Source organism: Paraburkholderia sp. J10-1, assembly GCF_905220165.1.
Lineage (GTDB): Bacteria > Pseudomonadota > Gammaproteobacteria > Burkholderiales > Burkholderiaceae > Paraburkholderia.
In genome coordinates this window covers 111,496-130,431 of record NZ_CAJMYW010000007.1, presented here as the reverse complement: position 1 = coordinate 130,431, position 18,936 = coordinate 111,496, and the positions used below count along the sequence as shown (strand labels likewise).

The following is an 18,936-nucleotide window of genomic DNA, read 5'->3' as shown; positions in this document are numbered from 1 at the left end:
TCGCGCACGACTTGCCTCAGCCGCGCGGCGGAATGTTGAGCCCGCGCTCGACTGCTGGCCGCGCGATGAACGCCGCGAGCACGCGTGCGACGTTTTTAAAATCGGCGTAACCCACGAGGTCGCCCGCCTCGTAGAAGCCAACAAGGTTGCGCACCCAACCAAATGTGGCAATGTCGGCGATGGTGTACTCGTCGCCCATGATCCACTTGCGGCCCTCGAGGCGCTGGTCGAGCACGGCGAGCAGGCGCCGCGATTCGGCGACGTAGCGGTCGCGCGGACGCTTGTCCTCGTATTCCTTGCCCGCGAATTTGTGGAAGAAGCCCACCTGGCCGAACATCGGGCCAATGCCGCCCATCTGGAACATGACCCACTGGATCGTTTCGTAGCGCGCCGCGCCTTCGCGGGCGAGGAAACGGCCGCACTTGTCGGCGAGATAAATGAGGATCGCGCCCGACTCGAAGAGCGCGAGCGGCTCGCCGCCCGGCCCGTTCGGATCGAGGATCGCGGGAATCTTGTTATTGGGGCTCAGCGAGAGGAATTCCGGCGACATCTGGTCGTTCGCGTCGAAGCGCACGAGATGCGGCTCGTAGGGCAGGCCGCTTTCCTCCAGCATGATCGAGACCTTGACGCCATTGGGCGTGGGCAGCGAATAGAGCTGAATGCGCTCGGGATGAAGTGCTGGCCACTTGCGCGTGATGGGAAATGCGGAAAGGTCGTTCATGCGAGGTCCTTGCAGTCCTGAAAGCCCATCGGCGCCGGGGCGCGAGCCGTGTTAGACGCGCCAGGGGCCGATGGAGGGAGTGGAGTCAGGCCGCCAAGTGTAGTGGAAACGGCGCGTGCCGTCTTTTCGCCGCAAGGCGCGGATTACACGCTGCCTTCACGCTCGACCACAAGAATGCGCGCCTCGCCGCGCGGGTGCGCGACATGCTCGCAGCCCACGCCCGCGAAGAACACGTCGCCGGCCTCGAGCACCGCGACGTGCTCCGCGCCGCCTTCGCGGTAATGCATGTCGACCACGCCGTCGAGCACGGCGAACACCTCCTCGCCGTCGTTGACGTGCCATTTGTACGGCTGGTCGGTCCAGTGCAGGCGCACAGTGGTGCCGCTCATGTTGGCGATGTCGAGCGCCCCCCAGGGGCGGCTGGCGGTGAAGGTTTTCGAACGGATGACTTTCATGGCTGGACGGGGATGGGCGCGATCATGCGGCGCCGCGAAGCGGCGCTCAAGGATTCGCAGGCAGGGATTGCGCAAGGCTCAACAGATTGATCGGCGCGACGCGAATCAAGCCGCCGCGCGGGCTGTCGATATCGGCGATGAGCGTGAGCGACAGCGTCACCGTAATGGGCAGCACGAGCAGCAACACGCGCCGGCCGACCTGGCCGGACGCGCCGTAACCCTGCATCAGGTTGCTGAAGATGGCGATCACGATCATCAGCGCCCAGGCGGCGACGGGAATGCGATTGACCCACGCGGCCTGCGTATAGCCCTGTGAGTTGATGACGTCGTTCATGCCGCCGACCACGAGCGCCATGACCGGATTCGGCTGCGCCTTCGCGGCATCGCGCACGATCGCCCAGAGTTGCGTCTGGAGCTCGCCGGTGTTGCGGTTGACCTGATCGAGTGCGGCAGCGTCGTGCACGACATAGAACTGGATGCGCGCCTGAAGGTAGCGCGCGAGCAGCGCCTTGGTCTGGGCAGCCGCCTCGCCGCCAAGCAGCTCGGCGCGCAGGTACTCCGTGCCGATCGCGTTGGCTTCGTCTTCCTCCAGGTTCTTGCGCTGGTCGTAGCGGCTCACGGCCATCGAGAGCGTGAAGCCGATCAGCAGCGCGAGCAGCGTGAGTGTCGCGCCCTGCACGATCTTGTAGTTCTCGCGCGCTTCCTCGGCGAGCGGGAAGCATCGGTGCAGCACTTTTGAGCCGAGCCCGGCGGCGAGCGGCAGGACCAGGATCAGCACGATGAAGAGCAGCGCAGGGCGCTGGAGGATGAGCGGCGTCATGAAGTCTCCGCGAGAGCGTGAGAGGGACGAAGGCGCTGCAATGCAAATCGGCGTCGGCCGCGCGAGGCGGGACGACGCCGATTCTACGACAGATCCGCGCGCCGGCGCGGGCCGCTGTCAGCGCTTCAGCGCGCCGCGCCTTGCGGCCACAGCGTGCGGCCCCAGAACGTCAGCGAGCGGTCCCACGCGAGCTGCGCCCAGACCGGGTCGTACTGGGTGATGGCGATGCGGGTCGGGCCCACGGCGGTCTCGTTCGCGAACGCGTGGTGGGCGAGATAGCGATGGAATTCGACGTCGACGTTGGCGTTCTTGAGCTTCGTTTCGAGCTCCGCCACGGTTTCGATGTTGAACGCCTGGTCCTGGGTCGCGAAGTGGCCGAGGATAGGCGCGGTGATCTTGCTCGCATCGATGTAGTCGAGCGGCGGGAAGCCATACCACACCACGGCGGCCGAAAGCCCCGGGACCATGGTGGCCGCGAGCAGCGTGAGCGCGCCTCCCATGCAGTAGCCCGTCACGCCTACGCGGTCCGTGAGCGTTTTGAGGTAAGTGACCGCGCCGTACACGTCCTGCGAGGCCGCGTCCGCGAAGTCGAGGCCCGTCATCAGATGGTGGGCTTCTTCCTGCTCGACCGTGCTCTTGCCGCGATAGAGGTCCGGCACGAGCGCGAGGTAACCCGCCTGCGCGAGCCGGTCGGCCACGCCGCGGATCTGGTCGTTCAAACCCCACCACTCCTGGATCACGACGATGGCGGGCGCGCCTTCGGCTTTCTCCGGCTTGGCGAGATAACCCTGGAGCGACTGGCCGTCAGGGCGGGTAAAGGAAATCATGGAACCGGCGGACTGTTTCATTTGGGGCAACCTTTGGTGAGTCGGTTGAACGAAAGACGCAAGCATAGCGCTTGCGTACGGGATTGGTGTGTATGCACCCGCGGGCTCATTCGCCGATCAGATGCAGCACGATGTCGCGCGTGTGCGCCGCGCGCCGATGTTCGAACACATAGATGCCCTGCCACGTGCCCAGCACGGGATTGCCGTGCTCGACCGGAATCGAGAGCTGCGTGTGCGTGAGCGCCGTGCGCAAGTGCGCGGGCATGTCGTCGGGGCCTTCGGTGTCGTGCTCGTAACGCGCTGGATCTTCGGGTGCGAGCTGCTCGAAAAAGCGTTCGAGATCGCGGCGCACCGAGGGATCGGCGTTTTCCTGGATCACGAGCGAGGCCGACGTGTGGCGGCAAAAGAGGGTGAGCAAGCCGGTGGCGATGCGCTGTTCGCGCACGAACGCGCGCACTTCATGGCTGATTTCGACCAGCCCGCGCGTACGCGTGTTCACCGGCAGATGATGGATGGCCTGGCGCATGATCGGTGTTCTCCTTGCGGGCCTCGGCGCGTGGCTCACGGGCCGCCGCGGCAATGTCAACTCTCAAGCATAGCGCAGGCGCGCCTCGCGCGCAGACCGCGTCCGCGGCCGGCGCGCGATGCTGGTACGATGTCGGCCTTGCCGGGCGCTGCCTCGGCCGACCGCACACGAAGGAGAAAACCGCTTGAACCTCACCCGCTACGCGAAAGCCCGCCACGCCACCAAGGCGTTCGATCCCGCCCGCAAGATTCCCGCCGCTGTCATCGCGGAACTCAAGGAGCTGATCCGCTTCAGCCCCTCGTCGGTGAACTCGCAGCCGTGGCACTTCGTGCTGGCGGAAAGCGACGCTGCGCGCGCGCGTATCGCCCGCGGCATGGAAGGTTTCGCATACAACGAACCGAAGGTCACGCGCGCTTCGCACGTCGTGGTGCTGTGCGTGCGCACCGACATGGACGAAGCCCACCTCGCCGAAGTGCTCGCGCAGGAAGAGGCAGACGGCCGCTTCGCCAATGCCGAAGCGAAGGCCGGTCAGGAAAAGACGCGCTCGTTCTACGTGAACCTGCATCGCGAGCGCAACGACCTCCCCGCGTGGATGGAGAAGCAGGCGTATCTCGCGCTCGGCACGCTGCTGATCGGCGCATCGACGCTCGAGATCGACGCCTGCCCGATGGAAGGCTTCGACGCGAAGGCGCTCGACGAAGAGCTGGGACTGCGCGAGCAGGGCCTCACCGCGCTCGTGGTGATCGGTCTCGGCTACCGCAGCGCCGACGACTTCAACGCGAAGCTGCCGAAGTCGCGTTTGTCTGCGGCTTCGGTATTTACCGATCTGGGTTGATTCGCGAACGATTTCGCCGCGCGCGCAACAGGCGCGGCGATTGACGCGGGAGCCGCATCAGGAGCATTCGTCCATGCAGGGTATCAAACGCCGCATCGTCTACGTCGCGTTGTTCGAAGGCATCGCGATCCTGATTACCGGCTCCAGTTTCGCCTCGCTCTCGGGCAGCGGCATGAATCGCGCGGGCGCAGCGGCGGTGTTTTCGTCGCTGATCGCAGTCGGCTGGAACTTCGTCTTCAACCTGCTGTTCGAGCGCTGGGAAGCGCGCCAAACGAAACGCGGCCGCAGTGTCGCGCGCCGCATTGCGCATGCGGTCGGCTTCGAGGGCGGGCTCATCGTGTTTCTCGTGCCGATGATCGCGCTCACGCTGCAAGTCTCGCTGATCGAGGCGTTCGCGATGGATATCGGGCTCTCGGTGTTCTTCCTCGTCTACAACTACGTCTACAACCTGATCTTCGACGCCGTGTTCGGGCTGCCGGCCTCCGCCATGCCTGTGACAGCCGCTTCGGACACGGAACCGCGCACGTAGCGCGGGCTCTCTCGCGCAGGGGTGAGATCACGGACTGAGATCAGGGGCTCTGAACGGCGCCCTGCGTACGGTTCGCCTCCACGTTTGCTGGACCACTCGCGCTCGCAGCCGGCGCTGCAGCGCCGGAGGCCGGCGTCGCCGCGCGCGCCGGATGCTGCGCATCGTGCAACTCGCCGGACCAGCCGCCGCCCAGATCGCCGATCAGCGATGCCGTATCGAGCAGCCGCTGCTGCTGCACGTTGAGCGCGCTCTGCTGATTGGTCACCTGGGTGGCGAGCGCCGTGGCGACCGTCGTGTAGTCCACGGTTCCCGCCTCGTATTCGTTTTGCGTGATCTGCGCGCCGTGTATGGCGTCGCGTACGGCGGCGTCGAGCACTTCGGCCTGCTGCGCAAGGATGCGCAGGCCCGAGAGATCGTTTTCCACCCCCTGGAACGCCGTCAGCACCGTGCCGCGATAGTTCGCCACCGCCGCGTCATAGCTCGCGCGCGCCGCCGCCACCTGGCCGCTGCGCTGGCCGCCGTCGAAGATCGTCTGGGTCGCGCTCGCGCCAAGCGACCACACGTAGTTGCTCATGTGCAGCAGGCCCGAAAGCGGCGATTGCGTGAAGCCGTCGAGCGCGGTGAGCGAGATCGACGGATAGTACGCGGCCACCGCCACGCCGATCGCCGCGTTGGCCGACGCCATCTGGCGCTCGGCGGTCGCAATGTCGGGCCGGCGCTGCAGCAGCGTGGAGGGCACGCCGGCCGGAATGGCGGGTAGCGCGGGAAGCTGCGTGCTGTGCGGTATATCGACCTCTTCGGGGTTGCGGCCCACTAGCACCGCAATGGCGTGCTCGTATTGCGCGCGCGCCACGCCCAGCGCGATCAGGCTTGCGCGAGCGGATTCGAGCTGCGTGCGCGCGGACACGAGGTCGGACGGCGGGACGGTGCCCGCCTGGTCCTGGTTGGCCACCACGCGCAGGAAGTCCGTGTATGCCTGCACGGTATGCGTGAGCAGGTCGATATCGGCGTCGGTGATACGCAGATTGATTACGGCGTTCGCCAGCGCAATTTGTTCGGACAGCGTAGCGTTGGCCAGCGTGGCTTCGCTCGCCTGCGCCGTGGCCGACTGTTCCTCGATCTGGCGCCGCACCTGGCCCCAGAGGTCGATGTCCCAGCTCGCGTTGGCTTCGAGCGTGCCGCCGTTGACGATGCGCGCGCCGCTCGGCGTGGAGGTGATGCTGCTCACGCTGCTGAGCGTGCCCGTGGAGGAGCGCTCGCGCGCAAGCGAGCCGGTAATGCCGATGGTCGGAAAGAGGCTCGCACGCGCCACGCGCACTTCGGCAAGCGCTTCCTGGTAGTTCGCGTAGCTTTGCCGCACGGTCTGGTTCGATACCACGACGAGCGGCTCCAGCTCATCGAGCAGCGGGTCCTGGAAGGCGGTCCACCAGTCGCCCTTGGGGCCCTGCGCGGCTTCGGGCTCGGCCTGGGTCCAGCCGGGCAGCGCTTTCCAGGTGGCGGGCACGGCAACCTCGGGCCGGTGGTAGTCCGGCCCGACCATGCAGCCCGCGAGCAGCAGCGCGGCGCTGAGAGGCGCGAGCGGCAGTGCGCGCGTGGCCGCGCAACGGGCGGCGGAGGTCAGCATTCGCATGAGCGATGGATTCGATGGGGCAAGGCAAGTCTTCATCATGATGCGCTCTCATCGGCCTGGCGATTCCACGGCAGGCGCGCGGCCCAGCGCGCAAGGCGTGCGCGCAGGCGGTCGAGGAACAGGTAAATCACCGGCGTGGTGTAAAGGGTAAAGACCTGGCTCAGGATCAGGCCGCCCATGACCGTCACGCCGAGCGGCTGGCGCAGCGAAGCACCCTGGCCGATGCCGATCGCGAGCGGCGCCGCGCCGAGCACGGCGGCGAAGGTCGTCATCATGATCGGGCGCAGCCGCACCACGGCGGCTTCGTGAATCGCTTTGCGCGCTTCCATGCCTTCGTTGCGCTGCAACTGGATGGCGACGTCGACCATCATGATGCCGTTTTTCTTCACGATGCCAATGAGCAGGATGATGCCGATCATCGCGATCACCGAGAACGGCGTGCCGAAGATCAGCATGGCGAGGATCGCGCCAATACCGGCCGAAGGCAGCGTGGAGAGGATCGTGAGCGGGTGGATGGTGTTTTCGTACAGCACGCCCAGCACGATATACACCACGGCGAGCGCGGCCAGAATGAGCAGCGGCACGACGCCCATGGACTGCGCGTAGGCCTGCGCCGCGCCCGCGAACGCGCCGTGAATGGAGGCGGGCATGCCGATATTGCGCTCGGCCTGCTCGATGATGTTGCTGGCCTCGGAAAGCGAGCCGCCCTGGGGCAGGTTGAACGAGATCGTGCCCGCCACTTCGGTGCCCTGGTGATTGACCTGCGTGGCCGTATGGCGCGTTTTCCAGTCCATGAGCGCCATGAGCGGCACCATGGTTTCGGCGGCCGTGCTGTCCGCGCTGCCGCTCGAGCTGCCGCCCTTGCTGTTGGCAATCGCGTTGTTCTGCTGGTTGGCCACCGCATTGGCGTTGCGCTCGTTGGTGTTGCTGCTCGTCGAACTGGTCGTGGTCACGGCCGTGAAAGGCGTGACGCCCGAGATGACGCTCGAAGGCATCTGCGTTTGCGCCGCGCCGCTCGCGTTGCCCGCCGCCGTGCTCAGCCAGATGTCCTGGAACGACTGCGGAAACTGCCAGTATTGCGGCGCTACTTCCATCACGACGAAGTACTGGTTGATCGCGTTGTAGATGGTCGAAACGGTGCGCTGGCCGAAGGCGTCGTAGAGCACGTTGTCCACCTGGTTCGGATCGAACCCGTAGCGCTTGGCGGTCGAGCGCTGCACTGTCATGTAGGCCTCCAGACCATTTTGCTGCAGGTCCGAGTTCACATCCGTCATCTGGGCGCGGTGCTTGTTCAGCTCGTCCACGAGACGCGGCACCCAGGTGAAGAGGGCGTCGGCGTCGTCGCTCGTCAGCGTGTACTGATACTCGGCCGCGGACTGCCGCCCGCCGATCTGCAGGTCCTGCTGCGCCTGCATGAAAAGGCGTGCGCCGGAAACGGCATTGAGCTTGGGGCGCAGACGGTTCACGACCTCGGTGGCCGTCAGGCGCCGCTCGGCAATCGGCTTCAGTTCGACGAACACGGTGGCCGTATTGAGCGCGCGCCCACCCGTGAAGCCCGCCACCGACTGCACGGCGGGGTCGGCCTTCACGATGGCCTGCAGCTGCGCGAGCTTCTTCTCCATCGCCGTGAACGAAATGCTCTGGTCCGCGATGATCTGCCCGATCAGAATGCCGGTGTCCTGCTCGGGGAAGAACGTGCCGGAAAGCAGCCGCGCGAGAAACACGTTGCCGACCAGCAGCGCGAACAAGACGAAGATCGTGAGTCGCGCGTGATTGAGCGCTACGTCGAGCGTGCGCGAGTAGAACTGCTTGAAACGCTCGAACTGCGCGTCGATCCACACGGCCGCCCGCGAGGGCTTGTGGTGCAGCGCTTCGCGCTTGAGCACGTAGGCGCACATGGTGGGCGTGACGGTGAGCGAGATCACGAGCGAGATGAGGATCGCGATGGAGAGTGTCATCGCGAACTCGTGAAAGAGCAGGCCCACGATGCCGGGCATCAGCAGAATGGGCAGGAACACGGCGATGAGCGAAAGGCTCATGGAGAGCACCGTGAAGCCCACTTCGCCCGCACCTTTGAGCGCCGCTTCCTTCGGCTCCATGCCGGCCTCGACGTGGCGCACGATGTTCTCCAGCACCACCACGGCGTCGTCCACCACGAAGCCGGTGCCGATGGTGAGCGCCATGAGCGAGAGGTTGTCGATGCTGTAGCCGAGCAGATACATGGGCCCGAACGTACCCACGATGGAAAGCGGCAGCGCCACCGCCGGAATGAGCGTGGCGCGCGGCGAAAGCAGGAACACGAACACCACGCCGATCACGAGCAGCACGGCGATGAAGAGCGTGCGCTCGGTGTCGGCCACGGAGGCGCGCACCGACTCGGAGCGGTCGACCGCCACGTTCACCTTGATCGTGGCGGGCAGCGCGGCTTCGATGGAGGGCAGGCGCGCGCGAATCTGCTGTACCGTCTTCACGACGTTGCTGCCGGGCATCGGGTAGACGATCACGAGCACGGCCGACTTGCCGTTGTAGAGGCCCGCGTTGCGGATGTTTTCGTTGGAGTCGATGACCGAAGCCACGTCGCGCAGGAACACGGGCGCGCCGTTGCGATAGGCGATCACGACGTCGCGAAACGGCGCGGCGTTGCTGATCTGGTCGTTCGAGAGCACCGTGTAGCGCTGGTTGCCCTGGTCGATATGGCCTTTCGCGCTGTTGGCGTTGGCCGCGCCAATGGACGCGCGCACGTCTTCGAGCCCGATGCCGTAGCTGTTGAGCTTGCTGGGCTCCAGCTCCACGCGCACGGAGGGCAGCGCGCCGCCGCCCAGCGTGATCTGGCCCACGCCGTCCACCTGCGAGAGCTGCTGCATGATGACCGAATCGGCGGAGTCGTAGAGCTGCGCCTTGGTGAGCGTGTCCGACGTGAGTGCGAGCACCATGATCGGCGCGCTCGCGGGGTTGTACTGGCGGTAGGTCGGGTTGCTGCGCAAGGTAGTGGGCAGGTCCGCGCGCGCGGCCTGGATGGCGGCCTCCACGTCGCGCGCCGCGCCGTTGATGTCGCGGTTCAGGCCGAACACGACCACGATCAGCGACGAACCCGTGTTGCTGATCGACGTGAGCTGGCTCACGTCGGCGATGGTGCCGAGGCGCCGCTCCAGCGGCTCGGCTACGGTCGACGCCATGATGTCCGGGCTCGCGCCCGCCATGTTGGCCTGCACGACGATCACCGGATAGGCGATGTTGGGCAGCGGCGCGACCGGCAGCCGGAAAAAGGCGAGCATCCCCGAAATGAGGATCGCGATCGCGAGTAGCGACGTCGCGACCGGCCGCCGGATGAAGAGCGCCGAGAGGTTCACGGCGTGCCCTCGGGCGCGGGTGGCGCGCCGTTGCCGGAGCCGCCGTCTGCGTCACTGTCTGCGTCGGTTTCCGGCTTGCGCTTGCGCCCGAATCGCTCGGCGAGCCGGTCGAAGTACAGATAGATCACGGGCGTCGTAAAGAGCGTGAGCAACTGCGAGAGCGTGAGCCCGCCGATGATCGCAAGGCCCAGCGGACGGCGCAGCTCCGAGCCCGTGCCGCTGCCGAGCAGCATGGGCAGCGCACCGAGCATGGCCGCGAGCGTAGTCATGAGAATGGGCCGGAAACGCAGCAGCGACGCTTCGAAAATCGCCTCGCGCGCCGGCTTGCCGTGCACGCGCTCCGCTTCGAGCGCGAAGTCCACCATCATGATGGCGTTTTTCTTGACGATGCCAATCAGGAGCACGATGCCGATAATGCCGATCACGTCCAGGTCCTTGCCCGCGATCATCAGCGCGAGCAGCGCGCCAATGCCGGCCGAGGGCAGCGTCGAGAGGATCGTGACCGGGTGCACATAGCTCTCGTAGAGCACGCCCAGCACGATATAGACAGCCACGAGCGCCGCGATCAGCAGATACACCTCGCTGGAAAGCGAGTCCTCGAACGCCTGCGCCGCGCCCTGGAACGACGACGTGATCGAGGGCGGCAGATTCACGGCGGCCTCGGCCTTGCGCACGTCGCGCACGGCGGCGGAGAGCGAGGCGCCATCGGCGAGATTGAACGAGATCGTGACCGACGGGAACTGCGCGAGGTGGCTGATCATGAGCGGCGAGCGCGTGATGCTGATCTTCGCAATGCCCTTGAGCGGCACCTGACCCTCGCTGCTCGTCTGGCTCGGCAGATACAGGTCGCCAAGTGATTCGACCGTGGGCAGCGACTCGGGCTTCGCGACCAGAATCACGCGGTACTGGTCCGACTGCTGGAAGATGGTCGAAACGATGCGCTGGCCCAGTGCGTCGTAAAGCGCATTGTCGATGGTCGCCGCCGTGATGCCGTAGCGCGCCGCGAGCTGGCGGTTCACCTGGACGTTCACGGAAAGGCCGTCCGTGTTGAGGTCGCTCGTCACGTCGCGAATCGACGTGATCTGCTTCATGCGCGCGATGAGCGCGGGCACGTACTGGTCGAACGCCTCCTGGTTCGGCCCGCGCAGCACGAAGTTGTACTGGTTGCGCGACACCGTCGTGTCGAGCGTGAGGTCCTGCTCGGGCTGCACGTAAAGGCGCACGCCTGGCACGTTCGCGACCGACTGCTGGATGCGCCGCCCGATCTCGTCGGCAGTTTCGGAGCGGTCGTCGTGCGGCTTCAGGTTGATAAGGAAGCGCCCGTTGTTGAGCGTGTTGTTGATGCCGTCGATGCCCACGTACGAGGTGAGCGAAACCACATCGGGGTCCTTGAGAATTTCCTCGGCGAGCGCGGACTGGCGCTGCACCATCGCCTGGTAGGAGATGGAGTTGTCGGCCACGCTGATGCCCTGCAGCACGCCCACGTCCTGCACCGGAAAAAGGCCCTTGGGGATGACCACATAGAGCAGGCCGGTGAGCGCGACGGTCACCGCGAAAACAACGAGCGTGAGCACCTGGTGGTCGAGCACCCAGCGCAGGCCGCGTTCGTAGGCGTTCAGCGTCTTGTTGAAGAGCCCTTCGCTGATGCGCTCGAAGCGGCTAGGGTGCCGCTCGGCCTGGGCGCGCAAAATGCGCGCGCACATCATCGGCACGACGGTGAGCGAAACCACGGCCGACAGCACGATGGTCACCGCGAGCGTCACGGCGAACTCGCTGAAGAGGCGCCCGATCACGCCGCCCATGAAGAGCAGCGGAATCAGCACGGCAATGAGCGAAATGGTCAGCGAAAGAATCGTGAAGCCGATCTGCCCCGCGCCCTTTAACGCCGCCTGCAGCGGTTTGTCGCCTTCTTCCAGGTAGCGCACGATGTTCTCGATCATCACGATCGAGTCGTCCACCACGAAGCCCGTGGCGATGATGAGCGCCATGAGCGAGAGGTTGTCGATCGAGTAGCCTAGCTCGTACATGAGCGCGAGCGTGCCGATCAGCGAGACCGGCACCGAGATGCTCGGAATGATGGTGGCGGGCAGGTTGCGCAGGAACACGAAGATCACGGCCACCACGAGCGCCACGGCGAGCACGAGTTCGAAGGCCGCGTCGCTTACCGAAGCGCGGATCACGCCCACGCTGTTCGACACCACTGTGACCTGCATGCCCGCGGGCAGCGACGCTTCGAGCTGCGGCAACTGCCGCATGATCTGGTTGACGGTCGCGATCACGTTCGCGCCCGGCTGACGCTGCACGTTCAGCACGATGGCGGGTGCCTTGTTGTACCAGGCGCCGCGCTCCACGTCCTGCGCCGCCGTGGACACGCGCGCCACGTCGCGCATGAACACGGGCGAGCCGTTCTGATAGGCGACGACCGTGTCTTCGTAGTCCTTCGGGTCCGAGATCTGGTCGTTCGAATTGATCGTGTAGTTGAGCTCGGGGCCGTCGAAGTTGCCCTTCGGGTTGCTCACGTTGACGTTGGCGAGCAGCGTGCGCAGGTCGTCGAGATTCAGGCCGTAGGCGGCGAGCTTTTGGGGGTCGGCCTCCACGCGCACGGCGGGCACGTTGCCGCCCGCGGTGGTGACGAGGCCCACGCCCGGCACTTCCGAAATTTTCGTGGCAAGACGGTTGTTGGCCGCGTCCTGCAACTGCGTGAGCGACATCGACTTCGACGTGATCGCGAGCGTGAGGATGGGCTGGTCGGCCGGGTTGACCTTGGCGTAGGTCGGCGGCGCGGGCAGACCGCTCGGCAGGAAGCTGTTCGCCGCATTGATGGCCTGCTGCACGTTCTGCTCGGCAACGTCCAGGCTCAGCGAGAGGTCGAATTGCAGCGTGATGACCGAGGCCCCCTCGGAGCTGTACGAGATCATTTGCTGCAGGCCGGGGATCTCACCGAGCTGCACTTCGAGCGGCGCCGTGACGGTGGTCGCCATCACGTTCGGGCTCGCGCCCGGATAGAACGTCTGCACCTGGATGGTGGGGTAGTCCACCGCGGGCAGCGAGGAAACCGGCAGGAACTTCATCGCGACGAGGCCGATCAGCACCATCGCGATCATCAGGAGCGAAGTCGCGACCGGCCGCAGGATGAAGAGACGCGAAATATTCATCAGCGCTGGGTCCGGGGCTTAACCAGCTTGCGAGGCGGCGGCGCTCGCGTCGGAGGCGTTCGGCGCCGTGGCGCCGGGGGCGCTCGACGCTGCGGGTGCGCTGCCGTGATGCGGCGCGCTCGCGCCGCTCGCCGCACCTGCGGCGCCGGCGTGCGTGGCGGGCCGCGGTCCTGCCGGCTGGATCTTCGCGCCGTCGTTGAGGCGGTCGAGGCCGTCGGTCACGACGTGCTGCCCCTGCTGCAGGCCCGATGAGATCACGGTATAGCGGCCGTCGCTCGGCCCGAGCGTGACCTTGTGGACCGACACGGTGTTGTCGGCGTTCACGAGGTACACATAGTCGCCGGGCGCGCCGGTCTGCACGGCGGGCGTGGGCACGAGCACGGCGTTCTGCAGCGTGTCGACGAGCAGCCTCACATTGACGAACTCGTTCGGAAAGAGCGCCTCGTCCTCGTTGGGCACGCTTGCGCGCAGCGTGACCGTGCCGGTGGCCGTGGCCATCTGGTTGCTGAGCGCGAAGAGCGTGCCAGTGGCGATTTTCCGCGTGTTGTCGCTGCTGTACACGCTGATCGGCAGCTTCGCGCCGGCGTTGACGCGCTCGAGCACGCTGCCAAGCGAGGTTTGCGGAATCGCGAACTGGACGGTGGTGGGCTTCATCGTCGTGATGACGGCAATGCCCGTGGAACTGGACGAGGTCACGTAGTTGCCCGGATCGACGAGCCGCAGGCCCACGCGCCCCGACACCGGCGCGGTGATGCGGCAATAGATCAGATCGAGTTCGAAGAGCCTCACGTTCGCCTGATCGGCCTTGACCGCGGCCTCGTACTGCATGACGAGGAACCGCTGGTCGCTGTACGTCTGTTCAGCGATCGAGCGTTTCTCGTTCAACTGCGTATAGCGCACGAGGTCGGCGCGCGCCTGGGCGAGCAGGGCCTGGTCCTTGGCGAGCTGCGCGATGGCTTGTTCCTTGCTGATCTCGTACTGGCGCGGGTCGATCTGCGCGAGGAACTGCCCCTTCACGACGTCCTGGCCTTCCTTGTAGCCCACCTCGGTGAGGTAGCCGCTGATTTGCGGCAGAACCGTGACCGTGGCGACAGGCGTGACGGTGCCGAGCGCGTTGAGCGTCACGGGCATGGGCCCGAGCGTGGCGGCGGCCACGGTCACGACCTGCGGCGCGGCGCCGTGCTCCGTCTTCTTGTTGCGCATGATGTGCACGACCACGAGCACGATCAGCAAGATCACGACAATCGCGAGAATGAGCGGGCCGAGCCGGCGGCGCTTCGGCGCCTGCGGCGGGGGGGCGGGCGGCGGGGGTGGCTGGGGCGCGGGGTGCGTCTGCGGGACGTCGCTCATGCCTGCCTCCATGAGGTCGAACCACCGCGCGAGGCGGTGTGGAGAAGCCGTATCGGCGCGTTCAACGGCTTGTCTGCCGCGAATTGCTGCCGGTGACTGTCGAGTTGCTGCATACGCATTCTCATGATTGTTATGCCGTCGAAGCCAGGCCCTGCCATGCAGCGAAGGCCAAGACTCGCAGTCTAACCAACTCGTGCGCCAATTTCGAAACGTTAGTTATTTGTAAGGTTTTCAGGCGGTTACAGCGCGCGCATCCGGTGATCGGGGAGCACCGGTCGCGGTGTGCAATGCAACGCAGAAATGCTTGTTTGCGTGTGCGCCCATGACTGTCTAGATTGGAAGGGGTCAACGCCTTGCAAGGAGTCCGCAATGTCGAAGTTGTCGATGCCGGCGTGGTTTGCGCGGCGCGGCCGTGCGAACAGCCCGCCTGCGCCAAACGGCGGCGAGCCTGAACCGCGCGATGCCTCGCGCGAAACCGAGCACCTCGAACGCATCGCCACGTATGCACGGGCCGGTTACTTCAATATGGGCTATACGCCCGACATGTTTCCGCTAGTGGGCGATCTGCCGCCGCATTGATCTGCGGTATGCGCCCGCGTGCGCGTCAGTCACTGCGCCGCGCTTTCCTCTGCGAAGCCCGCCGTGCCGCCCAGTGTGCCGGTGGGCCGGAACTCGCTGGGCGGCACACCCAGTTCGCGGCGGAACATGTCGCTGAAGCTGCTGGGCAGATAGCCCAGCATGCGCGCCACGGCGCTTACAGGCTCGCCTTCCGCGAGGCGCGATACCGCGAGTGCGAGCTGCACCTGGCGGCGCCACTCCGCAAACCCCATGCCTAGCTCGCGCGTGAAGAGCCGCGAGAGCGTGCGCACGCTTGCGCCCACCCATGCCGCATGTTGCTCGAAGCCGATATCGGCCGACGGGTTGTCGATTACTGCGCGGCACAGGGTGGCGAGGCGGCGGTCGGATGCGTCGGGCAGCGGAATGCGCAGCGTGGAGCGCGGCGCGTGGGCAAGCTCGATCGACGCGAGGCGATAGGCCGCGTCGAGCCAGGCGTCGTCTTCGCGCGCGCGTTCCGCGAGGCTCGTGATGAGTTCGCGCAGCAGGCCGTTGACCTCGAACACTTCGCAGCGCTCGCTCAGGTGCCGGCTGTCGCACTCGTGCAGATAGAGATTGCGCATCTCGACGGCGCTCAGCATATGAATGGCGTGCTGCGTGCCAGGCGGCAGCCACACGGCGCGCTGCGGCGGCACGACGAGCGCTTCGCGCTCCACCTCGACCCACATCACGCCGGAGACGGCGTAGAGCACCTGCGCCCAGGTATGCGTGTGCGGCTCGATCTGCAGCCCGCGCGGGTAGTGGCGCGCGAGCGAACGGCCGCGCCCGGGCTCGTCGTCGAGTTCGGGCGGCGCGGCTTGGGGCATGGGAGTCTCCGGGTGACAGGGGAGGCGTGCTTGCCTCGTATGGCGGTCGTCACGCTAGCATGGCTCGACGTGGCGTGGAAGCAGGGCCGTGGCGCGGGCGTGATCCTCGCTTGGTCGTCATTGTCACGCTTTTGCGCACTGCGACACGCACCGGTAATATGAGACGAATTTCCGGACCGCGCGCCAGCGCCCTGTATTGCCTGCCCATGAACGCATCCGATCCCGCACTGCAAGAAGAAGACCCGCTCGGCTTCTACACCCGCGGCGCCGGCCGCGCGCGCGAATGGTGGCGCGTTTCGCCTTCCGCACGTGCGCATATGTACCGCATCGAGCACGGCCCGGGCGAGGACGACAAGGTCGATATCGACACCGAAATCGACCTCGACAATCTCGAAGCGAAGCTGCTCAAGTGGCGTCGCGAGGGCTTCGTTTCCGATGCGCAGCGCGCCGATGAAGCGCGAGCCGCACAAGCGGGCAGCACGTTTTCGGCAGCCTTGCGGCAAGCCGTCGAAGCGGCGTGTGAGTCGAGAGCCGCTCAAACCCGTGCACAAGTTGAAGCGCCCACCGTACGCATCGGCACCGTTGATCTGCCGCGCGGCGAGCCGAACGCATTGGTGCCGCGCGTGAACGCGGCTTATCTTTTCACCGAACGCGGCGACGACATCGTTCAGGACATCGTAGAAAATCGCCGTGTCATGCTGATCGGCCATACGGGATCGGGCAAGACGAGCTTCATCGAGCAGGTGGCCGCGCGCGCGAATTATGGCGTGCTGCGCGCGAACATGAACGGCCAGACCACGATTGGCGACTTCGTGGGCTTCTGGACCGTGAAGGGCGGCGAGACGATCTGGGTGGACGGCGTGCTGCCCGTAGCGATGCGCGAGGGCTACTGGCTCATCATCGACGAACTCGACTTTGCCGAGCCGTCCATTCTTGCGGTGCTCACCGCCGTGCTGGAACCGAACGGCCGCCTGCTGCTCAAGGAGCGCGGCAACGAGATTGTCGAGCCGCATCCGTCGTTTCGCCTCTTCGCCACCGCGAACGCCGCAGGCGCGATGAGCGCGTACCGCCATTTGTACCAGGGTGCGAACCTGCTCAACGAGGCGTTTCTCGACCGTTGGCGCGTGTACCTGTTCAACTATCTCTCGCTTGAAGAGGAAACCGAAGTATTGCTGCGCACGCTGCCGGTGCTCACGCGGCCGCTCGCGCAGACACTCGCTGCCGTCGCCGCCGACTGCCGCGCGGCGTTCGCCCGCGAGGATCTCGCGAGCGCGTTTTCCACGCGGCGCCTGATCGACTGGGCCGAACTCATGCTGCGCACGGGCGACGTCGAGCGCGCGGCGGGGCCGGCAATCTACGCGAAGGTGAGCGCCGACGATGCAGCGCTCATACGCAGCATCATTCGTCATCACGTGATCTTCGACGCGTGAGTGCGGAGGCGTTTGTGTCCAGCTTGCGGGACGAAACGGAAGGCTTGACGGCGGGCGCCGATCCCGAGGGCGCGCTCGGGCGTCTTGCGCGCGTGCTGACCGGCGACACGCGCGTGAGCGTGACGTTCGGCGCGGGCGAGCCGCGTGTGGAAGGCGAACGCTTCGTGCTGCCCGCGCGCCTCGTGAGCGAAGGCGCGAATGAAGCCGCAAATGAAGCGGCACTGCTCGGCGCGCTCGACTTGCTGGCGGCGCGCCATCGCTACAGCCAGGCGGCGCGTCTCGACACGCCGCAAGCCGGCGTGACGGGGCGTATTGCGCAGGCGATCGAGGACCGTCGCGTGCTCGCGCAGCTCGCGCGAACGTTCCCTGGCGCGCGACGCTACGCGCAAAGCTGGCGCGTGCAGCGCAGCGATGACATCGCGCGGCGCTGGCCAAAACTGGCATGGCGCGAGCGCCTGGCTTGGGCGATCGAGCGCACGCTGTGGGGCGAAGCGCCGGGCGTGCTGGAGCGCGACGCCGCAGCGCTCGCCGCCGCGCTGCGCGCGATCGACGCTCCGCTCGACGCGGCCCGCGCGAGCCAGTCGACGCAGGCGAGCCTGCGTGCAGCCGCGGCGATCGTGGCGGGTGTGCGTTCGCTCGCATCGCGCGGCGCGAACAACATGATGCAGACGGCGGGGCCGGCCGAAGGCCTCGACGATGAAGCGGCCGGGCTCGCGCAGGCGATGGATGAATTCGGTGCGCCAGACGAAGTCGAACCGCCGGGCGGCGCGGCGCAGCCAGAGGACGCCCGCGAGCGTGACGGCGGCGCTTCGGCGCGCGCGAGCGCGGAGTCCGATTCCGCTGCCGGTGCATCGCTTTCCGAGGCGGACGCGCCGCACGCCGCCGCCGGCAATCGCGGCCCCGCGCACATGCGCCCACGCCTGTCGATCCCGCTGACCACCGAATTCGACGTCGTCACCGACCTCACGGGCCGCGGTGACGCCACCGCCTGGCGCAAGCTGCGCGCCTTGGCGCGCGCGGAAACCGGCGCGCTCAAGGCCCAGCTAGAGCGCGTGCTCAAGGCCGACGAACTCACGCACTGGAAGCGCGAGCAGGAGCGCGGCGAGATCGACCGCGCCGCGCTCGCGCGTCTCGCTGCCTCGCGCGGCTACCGCACGCCGTTTCGCGTGGCGCGCCACGCAAGCGGCCGCGACACGGTGGTCACGCTGCTGCTGGACCTGAGCGGCTCGATGGCGGGCCGCAAGATCGAACTGGCGCGCCTGTGCGCGGCGGCACTCGCCGATGCGCTCACGCAACTCGCTTTCGATTCGGAAGTGCTCGGCTACAGCTCGATCGAAGCGCCGGCAATGCGCGCGCGCTATGAGCGTGAACGCGCGGCCGGCGCCAATCTGCGGGTCTATAACCGCTTCGTCGAGCGGCTGGATCTGCGTGTGTTCAAGCGCTTCGATTCACGCGACTTGAGCGGGCTCGCGGCCATCGAGTGCGGCCACGAGAACCCCGACGGCGAAGCGCTCGCCTGGGCGGCGGCGCGGCTCGCGCAGCGCAGGGCGCGCAGGCGGCTGCTTTTCGTGCTCTCGGACGGCTATCCTTCAACGAGTGACGGCGACCCGGCGGTGTTGCGCACCGACCTGCTCGCGCGCGTGCAGGCGGTGACGGAGCAGGGCATCGAGCTGGTCGGCATCGGCATACTGGACGACGCCGTTGAGGCGTTTTATCCGAACGCCGTGGTCGTGCGCAAGCTGCACGAACTGCCGGCCACCGCGTTCGCGACGCTAAGCCGCCTGCTGGCGGGGCGGCCGCACTGAAACCGTGCAGGCGCGGGCGGCGGCGCTTTCCTTGCCGGACCGGGCGCATTGCGCTAATTTGAACAGGCAGGCGTTGCGCCTG

The 18,936-nt window shown here is 66.6% G+C and carries 15 protein-coding genes; 5 read left to right on the top strand and 10 right to left on the bottom strand.

Annotation, left to right across the window (positions count from 1 at the left end):
• Positions 1-16: 16 nt before the first annotated feature.
• The 5 genes from U5A65_RS22220 to U5A65_RS22200 all read right to left on the bottom strand — a co-directional run bounded on the left by U5A65_RS22220 (position 17) and on the right by U5A65_RS22200 (position 3,349).
• Positions 17-721: a glutathione S-transferase N-terminal domain-containing protein gene (locus U5A65_RS22220; RefSeq protein WP_321915503.1), complete on the bottom strand. Its 705-nt coding sequence runs from the start codon at positions 719-721 to the stop codon at positions 17-19.
• Between the two features lie 143 nt (positions 722-864).
• The gene (locus tag U5A65_RS22215) at positions 865-1,176 is read right to left on the bottom strand and encodes a cupin (protein WP_158762796.1); all 312 of its coding nucleotides are present in this window, start codon (positions 1,174-1,176) and stop codon (positions 865-867) included.
• Positions 1,177-1,222: 46 nt separating this feature from the next.
• Entirely contained in the window at positions 1,223-1,996 is a 774-nt protein-coding gene (locus tag U5A65_RS22210) for a hypothetical protein (protein ID WP_321915504.1), read from the bottom strand.
• 125 nt (positions 1,997-2,121) lie between these two features.
• Complete coding sequence (locus U5A65_RS22205) at positions 2,122-2,844, bottom strand: dienelactone hydrolase family protein (RefSeq protein WP_321915505.1); 723 nt, start codon at positions 2,842-2,844, stop codon at positions 2,122-2,124.
• 85 nt (positions 2,845-2,929) lie between these two features.
• Entirely contained in the window at positions 2,930-3,349 is a 420-nt protein-coding gene (locus U5A65_RS22200; protein WP_321915506.1) for a secondary thiamine-phosphate synthase enzyme YjbQ, read from the bottom strand.
• A gap of 184 nt (positions 3,350-3,533) precedes the next feature.
• On the opposite strand from U5A65_RS22200, the gene nfsB reads away from it, so the two are divergent.
• Both nfsB and U5A65_RS22190 read left to right on the top strand, forming a co-directional pair.
• Positions 3,534-4,184 carry an oxygen-insensitive NAD(P)H nitroreductase gene (gene nfsB, locus U5A65_RS22195; protein ID WP_321915507.1) on the top strand — a complete coding sequence of 217 codons (651 nt, stop codon included), beginning with the start codon at positions 3,534-3,536 and terminating at the stop codon, positions 4,182-4,184.
• A gap of 73 nt (positions 4,185-4,257) precedes the next feature.
• Positions 4,258-4,713 carry a PACE efflux transporter gene (locus U5A65_RS22190; RefSeq protein WP_321947420.1) on the top strand — a complete coding sequence of 152 codons (456 nt, stop codon included), beginning with the start codon at positions 4,258-4,260 and terminating at the stop codon, positions 4,711-4,713.
• 40 nt (positions 4,714-4,753) lie between these two features.
• Here the strand turns inward: U5A65_RS22190 and U5A65_RS22185 are convergent, their stop codons facing one another.
• From U5A65_RS22185 to U5A65_RS22170, 4 genes are read right to left on the bottom strand one after another with little or no spacing between them, the layout of a single operon-like run.
• The gene (locus U5A65_RS22185) at positions 4,754-6,343 is read right to left on the bottom strand and encodes an efflux transporter outer membrane subunit (RefSeq protein ID WP_415765377.1); all 1,590 of its coding nucleotides are present in this window, start codon (positions 6,341-6,343) and stop codon (positions 4,754-4,756) included.
• A 35-nt stretch (positions 6,344-6,378) separates the two neighbouring features.
• Positions 6,379-9,693 carry an efflux RND transporter permease subunit gene (locus tag U5A65_RS22180; protein ID WP_321915509.1) on the bottom strand — a complete coding sequence of 1,105 codons (3,315 nt, stop codon included), beginning with the start codon at positions 9,691-9,693 and terminating at the stop codon, positions 6,379-6,381.
• Positions 9,690-12,848 (bottom strand): efflux RND transporter permease subunit, encoded by a 3,159-nt coding sequence (locus tag U5A65_RS22175; protein ID WP_321947418.1) that lies wholly within the window; start codon positions 12,846-12,848, stop codon positions 9,690-9,692. Before U5A65_RS22175 ends, U5A65_RS22180 begins: the two co-directional genes overlap by 4 nt.
• A gap of 18 nt (positions 12,849-12,866) precedes the next feature.
• A complete protein-coding gene (locus U5A65_RS22170) occupies positions 12,867-14,198 on the bottom strand; it encodes an efflux RND transporter periplasmic adaptor subunit (protein WP_321947416.1) in 1,332 nt (443 codons plus the stop codon).
• Between the two features lie 369 nt (positions 14,199-14,567).
• On the opposite strand from U5A65_RS22170, the gene U5A65_RS22165 reads away from it, so the two are divergent.
• Entirely contained in the window at positions 14,568-14,777 is a 210-nt protein-coding gene (locus tag U5A65_RS22165; protein ID WP_321915512.1) for a hypothetical protein, read from the top strand.
• Positions 14,778-14,806: 29 nt separating this feature from the next.
• On the opposite strand, the gene U5A65_RS22160 is transcribed toward U5A65_RS22165, so the two are convergent.
• Positions 14,807-15,619 carry a helix-turn-helix transcriptional regulator gene (locus U5A65_RS22160; protein WP_321915513.1) on the bottom strand — a complete coding sequence of 271 codons (813 nt, stop codon included), beginning with the start codon at positions 15,617-15,619 and terminating at the stop codon, positions 14,807-14,809.
• 206 nt (positions 15,620-15,825) lie between these two features.
• Here U5A65_RS22160 and U5A65_RS22155 point away from each other — a divergent pair, with 206 nt between their 5' ends.
• Together U5A65_RS22155 and U5A65_RS22150 are read left to right on the top strand one after the other, a co-directional pair.
• Positions 15,826-17,049, top strand: a complete 1,224-nt coding sequence (locus U5A65_RS22155; protein ID WP_321947414.1) for an AAA family ATPase — start codon at positions 15,826-15,828, stop codon at positions 17,047-17,049.
• Positions 17,050-17,063: 14 nt separating this feature from the next.
• Positions 17,064-18,854, top strand: coding sequence for a cobaltochelatase CobT-related protein (locus tag U5A65_RS22150; protein WP_321947412.1), 1,791 nt, complete (start codon positions 17,064-17,066; stop codon positions 18,852-18,854).
• The last annotated feature ends 82 nt before the right edge of the window (positions 18,855-18,936 follow it).